The organism is Bacillus cereus group sp. BfR-BA-01524 (assembly GCF_022662595.1).
Lineage (GTDB): Bacteria > Bacillota > Bacilli > Bacillales > Bacillaceae_G > Bacillus_A > Bacillus_A thuringiensis_S.
Genome location: NZ_JAKUDW010000021.1, coordinates 59962 through 74357 on the forward strand (window position 1 = coordinate 59962; position 14396 = coordinate 74357).

The following is a 14396-nucleotide window of genomic DNA, read 5'->3' on the forward strand; positions in this document are numbered from 1 at the left end:
TAATATTTTTATGAAGATTGATGAACGATTGTTCCGTTAAAAAAGTACGGTACTGTTTCTTTCCTTTGTAATAAATCTAGTAAATGTTCTGGTATGCGTAAATATGGAGCTGCTATATGTAATTCCATCCAAGTGATCTCTTCAATTTCTTTTGGCCTTGATATATATGTCTCTCCGCCAATTATTTCACCTAGAAAATTAAAGAAAATTGCATGATGATCTCTTTCCTCAAAAAAGGCTTCGCTGATAGAACAAATCCCGTTTACATTTATATGTAACCCTGTTTCTTCTTTTACTTCTCGAATTACTGCTTCTTCTAACGTTTCTCCTAATTTAACTGCGCCACCTGGTAATGTATAATAAGAACCATTTTCCCCTTTGTTTTTTACCATTAAGATCTTTTCGTTTGTTTTATCGTATAAAAGTGCATATGTAACATTTACTTTTTTCATCTAAGTCCACCTCTAATAATGGGAATTTTCTATCTTTGTTACATTCTACCATTTATTCGTTTTAAAATATAAAAAAGTTAATTGAGTATTTCATTTATCTGCTCTTAGCAAAGTTAATAATCGATAGTCCTTCATTACAAAATAAAAAAGAGCGTATTTTGAAATTGATTATTCAATGTACGCTCTTTATGCTCTAATTGATTCATTTTTGAATTCTATATACTTTATAACCTTTTTTCTAAATAGTATCGATTGTGTCCTTTCGGATGATCTTCACTTACTCCGATTACTTTATATCCATGCTTCTTATAAAAATCAGGTGCCTGAAAACTAAAAGTATCTAAATTGATTAACCTGCACTCTTTTTCAATTGCAAATTCTTCAATAAGTTTTATTAACTTGGTTCCGTAACCTTCATTCCTATATTCTTCAGAAACCCATAGAAAGTCAACGTGTATATGGTGCCAAAAAGTTATCGCTGTTACCCCGCCTACGATTTCTTCTTTTTCATCTCTTACTATGAAACTAACCTTTTCTGAAGGTGTTTTTTCTTCATCTGCGAGATATTTTTGATTGTATTCAATTACTTTCTCTCTTATGTAATCACTATCTTCTTGTACCCACTGCTGTACTATTTTCATTTTAAGTATCACACTCCTTTTACGATAGCTATTCAACTTCATAATTCTAATGTCCTGTTTAAATAATAGTCGTAGATCACTAATACAATTGTTTCATTTCACTAAAATAAAAAAAGCCCTACTACATTTCATCTGTAATAAGACTTATATACGTTGTGTAGAATCTAATTAATCTCAATGAATGTAATTGCTCAAAAAAATATTAAAGTTGTTCAATTCTTTTTTATGAAAACTTCCGTTATTTCAACACCTTAGGAGAATAGTCCAATTGTACCACTACGAAAAAGAATGAACATTCCTAAACCAATTAGAACAATTGGAACAATAATATGACAGTTTTCCTCAAGTACTTTAGCTAGTATAGGAGCTTTTATCAATTTGTAGCTAATAAAACACCATATCGCTATCATGGAAAAAAAGATAACTAATGTAACGATATTTGTTTCAAGTGTTTGACTAGCAAACATTGGTATATAAATCGAAATATTGTCAGCTCCATTAGCTAATGTAATTGAAGCTACTTTAAATAATGAAACAGTAACGTTATCGATAACTTCATTACTTTTATAAGAACGAAGTGACAATAGTCCTTTAACCCCCATATAAATTGGCACTAATCCTAATAACCCAATCCACGAAACAGGAATAAAAAAAGAGCTTAAAGACCCAATGATACTTAGAAAAATAATCATACTAAATCCTAAATATTGTCCAATAACAATATAAAGTTTTTTTCTCGTAGCTTTTTCGCGGACAGCTCTTCCTTCATTCCTAATTACTTCTGTTCTTACTTGTGAAAATAAAACAAGTAGTATAAAAATGTCATCAATATTTGTTGTAGCGAATGCCACAACAGAAGAAATTATGGTTGTAATCAATAAAAGCCAACTACTTTCATTGTAAACTTATAAGAAAATAATGGTCTATGAATGAAGTGCACGTTCCATCACAAAGTTGGTTAACTGTAATTTTCTAAATGTTTTTAGCAACATGTTAGTTCCTTTATAAAACAATATGAATATTCTAAGTATCTGCTACTCATTTCATTTTAAATTAAATAACTCTATTCTCTCTACACAAAAAATGTTTTGTACTAAAAAGAGCCCTATATTAGGACTCTTTTTAGTATTACGCCACTTTCCGATGTAGATGTTTTAGTTCCTTTGTCTTCTCTGCAGTTGGTGGACGGATTAATATTGAAATAATGAAGGAAATAATACTTAAAACACCAATTATAATGAAAGTTGGTTGAAATCCTCCAAGTATCGCTCCAATGAATGATCCTGCAAGCGCACCAAATCCGAAACCTTGGTAGACAATCCCGTAATTTGTACTATGGTTTTTTAATCCAAAGAAATCTCCGACAATAGCTGGGAATATAGTTATATTACCGCCGAAGCAAAAGGCGACACTTGCTACACAAGCAAAATAGATTCCGTAATTTAGCGGAATAAAACTTAAAGTAAAGACTGACAATCCTATAATAATAAATGTTGCAGAGACAATTTTCATTCGGCCGATTTTATCTGATAACGTCCCAAGAATGATTCTACCTACTGTATTAAAGATTGCAATCATAGCAACGGCGTTTGCAGCAGTTGCTGCGCTAAGTCCAACGAGTTGTACGCCGATATCTTTTACCATACTTATTAAATACAAACCACCCATACACGAGGTGAATAACATAAAAAATAGCAGATATACTTGTTTCGTTCGCATCATTTCACGCGGAGTATAGTCATTGTGTAATGTTTCAGTTACAGCATTACTTACAATTGCCTCACGTAAGAAGAACGATCCGATTAATACTAAAAGTAACACGATAATACCCCAATATAAGAATGCTTGTGATACACCAAGGTTATCGATAAGATTTCCGTTTATATATCTAAAGATTAAGCTGCCCATTCCATACGCTGATACAGATATACCTGAAATAAGCCCTTTCCGATTTGGAAACCATTTAATTAAATTAGATAGTGATGTAATATAAGCTGTTCCATCCGCATAACCAACAACGACACCAGCTAATAAATATAATAGTGGTAAGGAAGAAACTTGTGAACTAAGTATTAAGCCGAGTCCTAAAACAATTCCTGCAGTAGCAATAAGTTTCCGCAGTCCTAATTTTTTCTGCAACTTTGCTGCAAATAAAGTTGAGAATGATAAAGAAAAACTTGTTATGGAGAAAGTTATCGCTACTGAATTAAGATTCCATCCAAACTTACTTACAAGGGGTTGATTAAATAAACTCCATGTATAAATTGTTCCAAGGCCAATTTGAACAATGATTGTACCTAGAACAATTAGTAACGGATTTATAGAAGTTTGTTTCATACTAACTGTCCCCTTCTTTTATCTTGACATGAATTTTCACAGTTAGTATATCCATCATAAATTGCAAGATACTGTACGGAAAATGGTAATTAAGTTCATATACACAAAAAGACACTTCATAAAGAAGTGCCTTTTGCAGGTTATATCAGATATTTCTAAAGAAAGCTTTGTTAAGATAAGACATTTTCAAATGCTTATGTATATATGTTATCAAATAATTTCTTATATGTGATGAGACTTAAGACGTATTTTTTATTCATCATATAGTCGGATGAAAAATTAATATTCGATTTCATCAAAATCTTTCGGCTGCGGTACAGTTTGCATATTAGCTGCATCTTTAGGATCGCTATAAATTGCATTTTGTTCTGTATTTACATCTTTTATATTTTGCTTTTTATTTTTGTTCACTTTATCTTTCACTTTCAATCACTCCTTTTTGTTATAGGAGTAATTATGCCCTATTACCGTTACTAAATGTATCAGCGACTAAATTACTAAATTCACGTAAATAATATAAGTAATTATCACCACCGTAGTTATATCTTTTATTATACATTTTTGCAACAACTACATTATATTCAGGTATTACTAAAATAGTCGGTCCAGTAATCCCTAATATTTGATACGATCCTTTTGGAATACGTTCACCAAGTTCGCTTAATTGTGCAGGCTCATTTTGGATGAACCAAAACACCCCATTTTGTGGTAGCTCTTTGTTTATAAATGTTGGGCTCTGCAAACTCGTAGCGATTTTTATAACTTCTTTTGGAACGATTTGTTTATCATCTATCATACCTTGATTTAAATGAAGATTACCCCACTGCGCAAATTCTCTAGCTGAGACAAATAAATTTTTTTCAGTACCGTCATCTACCGTACCAATTTCACTAATTGCGTCTTCATTTGGATTATTAACAACGTCAACTAAATTTTCATCTCGCTGAACTCTCCAACCTGTTTCTTGAAAATTAGCAGGTTTAAACACACGCTCCTTTAACAATTCAGGAAAACTTTTGTTATATAGCTGATAAATAAGACGTGTCATCATTCTTACATTAATATCTCTATACGCCCATGATTGTCCCGGTTCAAATTCACGAAAAATTGTCCCGTCATTCGTTTCTTCTAATCCGTGCGAATGTGTTACTAAATGTCTTATCGTCGTTTTACCAAGCAATACAGGATCAAAGTCTTTAAAATATTTTATCGCTTCATCATCGATAGAATTTATTTTCCCCTCGTAAAGCGCATACGCTATCATTAATCCTAAATAACTTTTTCGAGCAGAAGCAACGTTAAATTGTGAAGATGCTGTTACTCTCTTGGTTGTAGATGTATTTGAGTGATAACCACTATAATGCTCTAGTACGATTTTATTATCTTTTATAATACAAAGAGCTGTAGCAGAACTATAATTTTTTTCTTTTATATTCTCTACCCAAGAAATCAACTTTTCGTATGTATACAAATAAATCCCCCTTAACACTAATACAAAATTACAAAATGAAAGAAAAGTATAAACAGTATTTACACCTTTCTTTCATATAAAATAACTTGGATTTTCTATACTTAAATAACCCACCAGTTCCAGCAATTAAAGCAACCAAAACAGCCAGCGCAACCTACGCAACGTCCACCACAACCGCCACATCTACCACCACCACAACCGCCACAGCGTCCACCACACCCTCCGCATCCGCCGCAACGACGTGCATCGTCTTGAATGTAGTAGTATGGATATTGACTTTGTTGTTGATCCCAATACACAACATTACCAGTTTGATAATCATTAAGGTTTAATGTTTGTAGTTCATGTTGAAACTGATTCATTATGAAACCCTCCATTTATAAATGTAAATTCCGTCCAAATATTAAAGTTAATAAATTCTTTTAAACAAAGTAGAAACAAGACTATAGACTAAATGCGTACATCAACAAAATATGAACTTACACTAGGTGATGTACCTTGTTTTTTAGCCTATTTTCTTTATATTCATTCGATGGACGTATTTACTATAAATAAAGTAATTTAAAAATTACTAATCCAACAATTTAGTAGTTCATCATTTAACTTTCTTTCTAGTAATTCCTTTACTAAAGGCATTGGCATGATTTCATAATGATTTAAGGCTTCTTTATTATAATCTATCCAGTGAAATGCTAAATGAGACTCGCTAGATTTCGGTGTTAAGTCCGTATGTAAATCTTGTGACTCTACTTCAAAAATGTGATTAATTTCATGATGAAGCACTTCTTTATCTTGCCATTGATGTTCTATAACTCCTAAAAATCGTTTTATACTGCAGTTTGCTCCAAGTTCTTCTCTTAATTCTCTTTTTAATGCATTCTCTGCTGATTCTCCAATTTCAACATGGCCACCAGGTAAAAAATAATGATGGCCGATATATTCAGCAACTAATAATTTTTCATCCTTTATCATGACTGCTCGTACAATATAATGGAATTTACTTTTCAATTGATATTCCTCCTAGTCATTCAATCTATACTTGTTCAAATTTCACGCCTTTACTTCATAATAGTTAAACAAATAAACGATACACTTGCTCACCATCATACTCCTGTCCTAATGATATGAAACCATATCGTTCATATAATTTCTTTGCAGAGAGATTATCTTTATGTACGGTTAATCTTATTTCTTTACACGATTTAAAAGTATTTTTTATTATATTAATACTTTCTTGTAATGCTGCTTTTCCATAACCATTACCTTGCTGCGATTGATCAATAATAAATCCGTTAATCCAATACATATCCGATGTCTCTATTACAACAGCATGCATAACAAAACCAACCATAAGCTCACCATCGTATATAGCAAATGGTATGTACTCTACATTGTCACCATCTGGTTTTATATATACTTTAGCAAGTGAAACTGCTACAGCGGGGACAAATTTTCTTTGATCTTCTTTAACTTGTAACTTTAATGCCTCTTCCCAATTTTCTCTCGTAACAACCTTTAACTGGACATTCAATATTGTAAGCTCCCTTATATAGAGGATGTATGTTTATATTCAACGTAGTGAAATAATTCCCTTTTTCGACAGCAACTTATAACATGATTTTTATAAAATCTTGAATGAATTTTTGTTCATCTATTTCTAGTGCTATATGTGCTCCATCAGATATAGAGCTAGGGCGAAAATCAGCAAATGTTTGCCCTTTCGTATCTCCGTATGTATCTACATTTACTGTACGATGCACAAATTCAAAAAAACTTGGATTTACTAATCCACTTATTGCAACCACATCATGTAGCAAAGGTCCTTCGATAGATGGATTAAGCTTTTGGTATGCGGATAGATAGTAATCATACATTGGTTTCATTATCATATGAAATGGATTCTTTGTATTAGCTTGAATATAGTTAAATACATTTGGTGTTAACACAGCTTTGTTTGTTACATTTAAAGGGAATATTAATAAATTCTTTGCTTGATGGAAAACAATTTTACTTGCTATAGGATCTCCATACACGTTTGCCTCCGCTAATGGTGTTACATTTCCTACTTCTAAAAAGACGCCACCCATGAAATAGATTCCTTTTACATTTAGCATTAAGTCACTCCATAAATTAAAAGCAATTGCTAACGAGGTAGATCTTCCTACATCGACAATCGTTAAATCTTTTCCGTACTTTACAAGAATCGCAGCGATACTACCAAAATTGTATATTGGAATAGATAATACGCTTTTTGGAACATGGATGGGCCCTAATCCTTCTGCCCCGTGAATTTCAGGGTAGTACGTAGTAATTTCTTCTGTAAGTGGTTTTGTTGCACCACTAATGACAGGAATGTCTTGTCTATTTGCTAACTGTAAAATATACGCTGCATTATGTGCAGCATGTATATGCTCAACATTTCCGTATCCAGTTACAATACCTACAATTTCAATTTCGGGATGCAGTAAACCATACATAATGGCAAATGAGTCATCAATACCTGGGTCTCCGAAAAATAATACTTTTTCCAAGAAATACTCTCCCTTCATAAAAACATAGAGTCATCAATAACTATGTATATGAAAAAAGCAAGTAGATCTATGCGAATTTTAGAATGGATAATGTTTTACAAAACATTAAAAAGGAACTAGCGTATGCTAATTCCTTTCTTAAGTAACCATTCTCAAATTTAATTAATTATCGTTTCCTTCATAAATTGCATCATTTATTTGATTTTGTATTTTTTTATCATCAGGTACAGGTTTCCACCAATTTCCTGTAATAAATAACATAGTTAATAAATTATAACTATCACTAAAATAGCTTTCTCTCTTATTCTTCATCCAATCCCAACCGCTATTTACCCACTTTTGATTATTGCTACTCGTTATACTTGCAGCAATAAACGGTGAAACAAATACAGCAGTTGGATAACTACCAATATTTGATCCGTTTAATTGATAACCATCCACAATTTTTGAAGGATTTCCATTCGTTTTATTTTGAATCCATGAAGAGACTTTATCAGAAATGACTTTACTTCTTTTCTCGCCGTACATCGCATAGTCCATTACAATTCTCAATGGTACCCGACTAGCATTGTAATAATATGCATTTGTATATTCTGACTCATCTAAGAAATCTTTAGGTGCGGGTTGTGGTGGGTTTTTTACAACAAAATCTGAAATAAGCCCTGTATTTGGAGAGTACTTATTACTAAATTGCGTATAAACATCGTACAAATTATTAATAACAGTAAGCCAAGTTTTATCACCTGTAAATTCATAAAAAGCTCTAAGATGTGACATCATCCAATCAGATGGTCTCGTATCAAGTGAACTTTTAGAATCCCAATCTCCTAAATTTAGTCGGTTATTATTTGTAACATTACTAGCTTTAATACCTTTTGTAATCATGTCTTGTGCTTCTTTCAAATAATTAACTGTTCCATTAGATCCCCACTGCTTATGAGCAAGAAGAAGAGAATACGCAATATCTAAATCCCCATCAGTAGCAGAATCAAAATGACCTTGTGCTTTTTTACTATCTGCGACAACCCATCCCATTAAATTAGGATTTTGAGAGCTTTTAAAAGTTCTTGCTGTTTTAAATAAACCGTCATAGATTTTTTGAGCATTCGAATCATAACCAGCCATTAATACTGTAATTATCATCCCATACCCTTGACCTTCTGAAGTTCCAAGTGGCTTAAACCCATCCGCATCACCTGTAATCTCTCCTTTTACGTAATAACCACCAGGTAAAGAAGATAAATCATTTTTCAAATATTTCTTTTTCCAATTATCGTAGTAACTTCTTACAGAAGCATTTAAACTTTCCTGTGTAACATGATTCGGTTTTATAACACCTGCATAATTAACTTGCTGGGGAAATGGTTTCATTTCCTTTGCAGCAGCTACTTGTTGATTAACTACGGGAATAGAATTTTGTATTGAATTGTCCGTTACACTTGCTGCGAAACTAGAATTAGAAAAACTAGCTAGTCCGATTCCTACAATAGAAATACATGTGAAAATTTTTCTTTTTCCATTCATTATGTTGTCAGCTCCTTTTAAAATGCTTACTACATAAAATGTAACATACAATATTTAACTGAAATACAAAATATTATATTTATCAACATAAGAAAGAAACTATATAAAAAAGTATCATAAAATCATTATTGAATTACATTATACGGATTGATTATTTGCTAAATTCCTATGTTTTTCTTTTCTTAATATTGGTATATGAGCAATCACAATTCCAAGTATAGTAATTCCTCCGCCAATTATCGAAACTAAAGTTGGCACTTCTCCTAACCATATCCAAGCAATGAAACACGCAGTTATTGGTGTTAAATTTAGAGAACTTGTTGCTTCAGAAGCACCAGCACGAGATATAATATAGGCCAATGCTATATACGGGAGTACTGTTGGAAAGACACCTAAATATATAACGCTCAAGTTAACTTCAAGAGGAGCTGCTAGTATTTTTTGATAAACTCCGGGTAAGAAAATAAGCATGCATACAGTACTAGACAAAATTGTATATATGGTAAATGGTAAGAAGCCGTATTTTTTTAAGTAAGATGTTTGGAAAACGAAAAATAGACTTTCTGAAATCGCTGCTAATAATATAAATAATCCCCCGCTATTCAATTGAATAGCGTCGCCTTGGCTAAATGAAATTAAGGAAATTCCTGCAAAACTCATTACACCACCGATCCAGCCATTTAATTTCATTTTTTCATTCAAAAAAACAGAAGCAAGAATTGCCGTCACTATTGGAGTGACTGAAATTATTAAACTTGCAGATCCAGCATTTACTGTTTTTTCGCCGTAGTTTAATGCGATGTGATAAATAGTAAATCCTAGAGCACCAAATATGAAAATTGCTGGGATATCCTTTAAATGTGGTAGTCGTAGTTTGTATATAAATGAAAATAACAAAAGTATAAATGAGGCGATTAATAAGCGTAGTAAAGTAAGGTGTTCAGGCGTATAAGATTCAAGCCCCATACGAATTGCTGGAAAGGCAGTTCCCCATATAAGAATTGTAAAAGCGTGAGCACATATAATGCGTAAATCCCATTTTTTATTATGCATATTTTCTCTCCTTCCCTAAAAACCAACCATTTTTAAATTACCAATTATTTCTTTTCATCATATTTAATAGTTGATACAATGTCTTCAACCAGTTATTTATCGGAAAAACCAACCACTTTGGATCTTTTAAATTAACGAAGGAGTTTTTTATATGACAACCGATAAAAAAATGCCCAAATATCGGCAGATAATAGACTATATGAAAGATAAAATCGAAAACGGAGAATGGCCAATTGGAAGTAAAATCCCTAGTCAGCGGCAGTTAGCAAAATTATTTCATGTAAATCGAAGTACTATAATAACTGCGCTAGATGAACTTATGGCAGATGGTTTAATTCAAGGACAAATCGGGGCAGGAACAATTGTAACAAATAATACATGGTCATTATTAGCAACTAATCCCCCGCCCGATTGGAGTGAATATGTAAAGGCCGGTATTCATAAACCAAGTAAGTTAATGGTGCGAGAAATAAATGAAGCAGAAGCAAATAAAACGCTTATCCATCTTAGTAAAGGTGAACTTGCACCTCATCTTTTCCCGCTCGAAACTATGCAATCTATAATAAAAAACGTCAGTGAGGAATTAGATTATTTCGGATACGAAGAACAAAAAGGTTTTTATCCGTTACGTGAAGCAATAAGCAAATATGTAAAATCATTTGGAATACATGCATCACCGGATTCTATATTAATAGTCTCTGGTGCACTCCAAGCATTACAATTAATATCGATTGGTCTTTTACATAGAAAATCAACTGTTTTACTTGAACAACCTTCTTACTTATATTCACTTCATGTTTTTCAATCAGCAAATATAAATTTATCCGGTATATCAATGGACCATCACGGTATTTTACCTAACGACTTATTAAAACGAATTAAATATAGTCAAAAGAATAATATTTTATATTCAATCCCTTGTTTTCAAAATCCAACGGGGATATTGATGTCCAAAGAGCGAAGAAAAGAAATATTAAAAATATGTGAAAAGGAGCAGTTGCCTATCATCGAGGATGATATATACCGAGAGTTATGGATTGATGAATCACCTCCAGCTCCTTTAAAGTCGATGGATAAACATGGACATGTATTATATATTGGTAGTCTCTCTAAAACACTTAGCCCAGGACTTAGAATTGGATGGATAATCGGACCAGAACCTGTTATTGATAGATTGTCAGATATAAAAATGCAAACAGACTATGGATCCAGCTCTTTATCTCAAAGAGTAGCTGCTGAATGGATAAATGAAGGTTTTTATGAAGAATATGTAGCAAACGTAAGAATGCACCTGAAAGAGCGAAGACAAATAATGATACGAGCTTTAAATAAATATTGTGCAGATATTGCATCGTGGGCTATTCCTAGTGGTGGATTTTTTATATGGTTAAAGGTTGTACATAACATTCCGATGAAAAAACTATTTTCAGAGGCTTTATCAAAAGGAATTCTTTTAAACCCAGGACGTATTTATGAAGAAGAATCAGATCAGTACATTCGTTTATCATATGGATATGCTTCACCAGAACAAATGACTAACGGTATTAAATTGCTCAGTGAATTAATTCGTAAGTTAACAGCATAAAAAAATCCTCTTTTGTTTTTGGAGGATTTTTTACGTATCTTATTTACCACAATTTCATTTCCTGCCCTAATAAAATAAGTTTTTCATAAGGATCTCCGTCAATATTTAATACTTGAGCAAAAGCAGGTTCTGTTTTTAAACCTTGTTCCTTTAAGCGAATAACTTCTTCCCTTATATGCGGATGCTGCATTAATAGCATGTGCTCCACTATCATGTGTCTATATGCATTTTGATTACGCACTGGCTTAGGTTGAGCAAATAATTCAAATTCAAAACCTTCGAATTCAAAATTCACCTTTATCGATTCAGTACCTTTAATTTTTTTCTTTTTTATGTTGAACCCTCCATAAGAACCATATAAAGATCTCATTTCCTGCTCAAAAACATCAAAGTTATATACTTCCATTACAATATCTAAGTCAGATTGAGGAGTATCAATTCTTATAGGGATTGTCCCGCAAAGAACGGGATTATATAAAGCTAAATCCTCCATTATGTTTAGGCTATTCAAAACATCATATATTTTTTGTTGCTTGTCATTGCCCGATTGTAAATATGTAATAGATGTAAACATAGAAGTCTCTCCTTCATTTAACATAATAATCATCTCACTAAATTTGAGAAAACATTTAAATCATTGGTTTTTGTTCTAGGAATACCTTTATTTCAATATATTAAGCCGAACTAACTATATTTTTCAACTTTTCTCCTATACTGCAATACTATAAAAATAAAAAAGGAGGAATTATTATGAGCATTTTTAACATTCTTTTAACCATACACATACTATTTGGAACAATATGCTTAATCACTGGAATTGTAGCGATGGTTGCCAAAAAAAAGAAAGGAAAACATACCGAATGGGGCGAAATATATCATGCATCCTATGTTGTCATCACCCTTACGGCAATAATATTATCCATTATCAACTGGGATAAAATCGCATATTTATTTTATGTAGCAATCTTCTCTTATTCATTTGCAATTTATGGATACCTTGCACGAAAAAAACGTTGGAAAAATTGGCTCCATCACCACATTAGAGGCATGTTAGGTTCTTATATTGGTGCAGTCACCGCACTTTTAGTAAATGTCGGCATCCATATTCCCATTATAAATTTACTTCCGCCTATATGGTTTTGGTTTTTACCGACCTTAATTGGTATCCCCCTCGTAGCCAGTGTATCAAAAAAATATAAAAAGCGTAGTTGAAATTAATTACATTTTGATTACTTTCTGATTATTAGAATGAAAAATTATACTCTATGTATCACAAATGATATTATGAATGCTCGTCCTATGAATATTTAAAATAAAATGCCGCCCAGCAGGACGGCTCTTATTTTTACTTTACAAACGTAACATATTCACCAGAAACCCATTGATTTCCACCAACATTATACCAACCATCTTTATATCCAAACGATTGATATTTTTCACCTTGGTACACGTTTTTCACAATGCCGTAATTTGTTCCTGGGCCGGTACGAACACGCAATACATCCGCTATTATAGTAACTACACCTACACCATCGTTTGATGATTGTGAAGTTGCTGGTACATTTCCTCCCGTATAACGAATGTATGATGGATCGTTATAAATCCACTGATCGCCACCTAGATTTAACCAGCCATTTGATTGTCCAAATACTTTGTAGGACTCTCCTTTCCCTAATTGACGAATAACGCCATATCCAGTACCGGGTCCTTTTCGTAAATTTACATTACTACCGTTAATATAAGCAACCCCTACACTATCATTCGACATGGGAGGAGTTGCTACGTTTTGAGCACCTTTTCCAAAAGTATCCGTTCCATACCCTTTGTAGTTATATTGCAAATGCGGGCTATCCACAAATCCTTTCCAGTCACCGCCCCATTCAAAACCAATTTGTTTAGCATAACGAATTGCTGATGCCCACGGTTCTTTATTATAGCCATTCCAATCTTCTGTACCATTCGACTGAATTGGAACAAAATCTAATGCCTGTCCTACTAAGTGATATGATCGCATCGTTTGTGATGCTCCTTTACGAACATATTCACGTTGTTGCTCGACCGTACGGATTGTTTCATAAATTAATACTTCAATTCCATTGTCAATACAGTACTGATACCACTTAAAAGCTGCAGCTTTCGTATTATCCGCTAAGTTATTCAGATTATTTACATTTCTATTGTGGTATTTCAATATGCAACATCTCCTTTTCTATTATCATATGCAAAACTCGTCTCATGGGTTGTACATATACCTAGAACGATCCGAAGTACAAATACATAAGAAGCCAATTCATCTAAATAGATTTACATTTCTAGCTTCAAACTTTGTAAACTGAAATCGAAGCAATAAAAAAACCGCAACCCAGGTCTTCTAGTTGCGGTTTTTGGTATTTTCTTTTTATATGCAACATGCCATCTTGCATTATTAATCCTAATATATAGGTTGTGTAAATTTCCCCTTTATGAATAAAACTTCTTATTCATGACTTTTCAAATCCAATATGGAATGTAAACGATTCGGATAATTAGTAAACATCCCGTCGACTCCCCATGAAAGTAACTTTTTCATATCTTTTTCATTATTTACTGTAAATGGATGAACTTCTAATCCGTTTTTCTTTATTTTATTTACATAATCTGAATCAATATATTTGTAATTCATACCAAGACCTATGCAGTACGTTTTATACTTTTCTATCTCTAATTCTGTTAATTGAACTGCTTTTTTATAAGGTAATAATTGTACTAAAGATATATTACTATTTAAGCTATGAATCTTTTGCAGACTTTCTTCACTAAACG

General features: G+C 32.6%; 17 protein-coding genes. 2 read left to right on the plus strand and 15 right to left on the minus strand.

Features of this window, described 5'->3' with window-relative positions:
• Positions 1 to 8: 8 nt before the first annotated feature.
• From MR170_RS10015 to MR170_RS10070, 12 genes are all read right to left on the minus strand, one after another.
• Entirely contained in the window at positions 9 to 452 is a 444-nt protein-coding gene (locus MR170_RS10015) for an NUDIX hydrolase (protein ID WP_029442479.1), read from the minus strand.
• A gap of 224 nt (positions 453 to 676) precedes the next feature.
• Positions 677 to 1093, minus strand: coding sequence for a GNAT family N-acetyltransferase (locus tag MR170_RS10020; protein ID WP_029442478.1), 417 nt, complete (start codon positions 1091 to 1093; stop codon positions 677 to 679).
• 251 nt (positions 1094 to 1344) lie between these two features.
• Positions 1345 to 1971, minus strand: coding sequence for a cadmium resistance transporter (locus tag MR170_RS10025; protein ID WP_029442477.1), 627 nt, complete (start codon positions 1969 to 1971; stop codon positions 1345 to 1347).
• 250 nt (positions 1972 to 2221) lie between these two features.
• Complete coding sequence (locus tag MR170_RS10030) at positions 2222 to 3430, minus strand: L-lactate MFS transporter (protein ID WP_029442476.1); 1209 nt, start codon at positions 3428 to 3430, stop codon at positions 2222 to 2224.
• Between the two features lie 279 nt (positions 3431 to 3709).
• Entirely contained in the window at positions 3710 to 3853 is a 144-nt protein-coding gene (locus tag MR170_RS10035) for a hypothetical protein (RefSeq protein WP_000653680.1), read from the minus strand.
• 31 nt (positions 3854 to 3884) lie between these two features.
• Positions 3885 to 4901, minus strand: a complete 1017-nt coding sequence (locus MR170_RS10040; protein ID WP_224980330.1) for a serine hydrolase domain-containing protein — start codon at positions 4899 to 4901, stop codon at positions 3885 to 3887.
• Positions 4902 to 5002: 101 nt separating this feature from the next.
• A complete protein-coding gene (locus tag MR170_RS10045; protein ID WP_001071343.1) occupies positions 5003 to 5263 on the minus strand; it encodes a heterocycloanthracin/sonorensin family bacteriocin in 261 nt (86 codons plus the stop codon).
• A gap of 199 nt (positions 5264 to 5462) precedes the next feature.
• Positions 5463 to 5909, minus strand: coding sequence for an NUDIX domain-containing protein (locus tag MR170_RS10050; protein WP_029442475.1), 447 nt, complete (start codon positions 5907 to 5909; stop codon positions 5463 to 5465).
• A gap of 64 nt (positions 5910 to 5973) precedes the next feature.
• Entirely contained in the window at positions 5974 to 6432 is a 459-nt protein-coding gene (locus MR170_RS10055) for a GNAT family N-acetyltransferase (RefSeq protein WP_050843829.1), read from the minus strand.
• A 76-nt stretch (positions 6433 to 6508) separates the two neighbouring features.
• Positions 6509 to 7432 carry a nucleoside hydrolase gene (locus MR170_RS10060; RefSeq protein ID WP_242308182.1) on the minus strand — a complete coding sequence of 308 codons (924 nt, stop codon included), beginning with the start codon at positions 7430 to 7432 and terminating at the stop codon, positions 6509 to 6511.
• Between the two features lie 162 nt (positions 7433 to 7594).
• Positions 7595 to 8956, minus strand: coding sequence for a family 8 glycosyl hydrolase (locus tag MR170_RS10065; protein WP_043938407.1), 1362 nt, complete (start codon positions 8954 to 8956; stop codon positions 7595 to 7597).
• A 138-nt stretch (positions 8957 to 9094) separates the two neighbouring features.
• Entirely contained in the window at positions 9095 to 10009 is a 915-nt protein-coding gene (locus MR170_RS10070; protein ID WP_242308185.1) for a DMT family transporter, read from the minus strand.
• A gap of 151 nt (positions 10010 to 10160) precedes the next feature.
• Here MR170_RS10070 and norG point away from each other — a divergent pair, with 151 nt between their 5' ends.
• Positions 10161 to 11594, plus strand: a complete 1434-nt coding sequence (gene norG, locus MR170_RS10075) for an efflux pump transcription regulator NorG (protein WP_242308187.1) — start codon at positions 10161 to 10163, stop codon at positions 11592 to 11594.
• 43 nt (positions 11595 to 11637) lie between these two features.
• Here the strand turns inward: norG and MR170_RS10080 are convergent, their stop codons facing one another.
• On the minus strand, positions 11638 to 12168 hold the full coding sequence (locus MR170_RS10080; protein WP_029442469.1) for a DUF4269 domain-containing protein: 531 nt from the start codon (positions 12166 to 12168) through the stop codon (positions 11638 to 11640).
• 176 nt (positions 12169 to 12344) lie between these two features.
• On the opposite strand from MR170_RS10080, the gene MR170_RS10085 reads away from it, so the two are divergent.
• Complete coding sequence (locus tag MR170_RS10085) at positions 12345 to 12806, plus strand: DUF2306 domain-containing protein (RefSeq protein ID WP_016081401.1); 462 nt, start codon at positions 12345 to 12347, stop codon at positions 12804 to 12806.
• A 133-nt stretch (positions 12807 to 12939) separates the two neighbouring features.
• On the opposite strand, the gene MR170_RS10090 is transcribed toward MR170_RS10085, so the two are convergent.
• Both MR170_RS10090 and MR170_RS10095 read right to left on the minus strand, forming a co-directional pair.
• Entirely contained in the window at positions 12940 to 13785 is an 846-nt protein-coding gene (locus MR170_RS10090) for an SH3 domain-containing protein (RefSeq protein ID WP_242308189.1), read from the minus strand.
• A gap of 285 nt (positions 13786 to 14070) precedes the next feature.
• Positions 14071 to 14396 (minus strand): glycerophosphodiester phosphodiesterase family protein (locus MR170_RS10095; protein ID WP_276575583.1); only part of this gene is annotated, 326 nt, incomplete at its 5' end.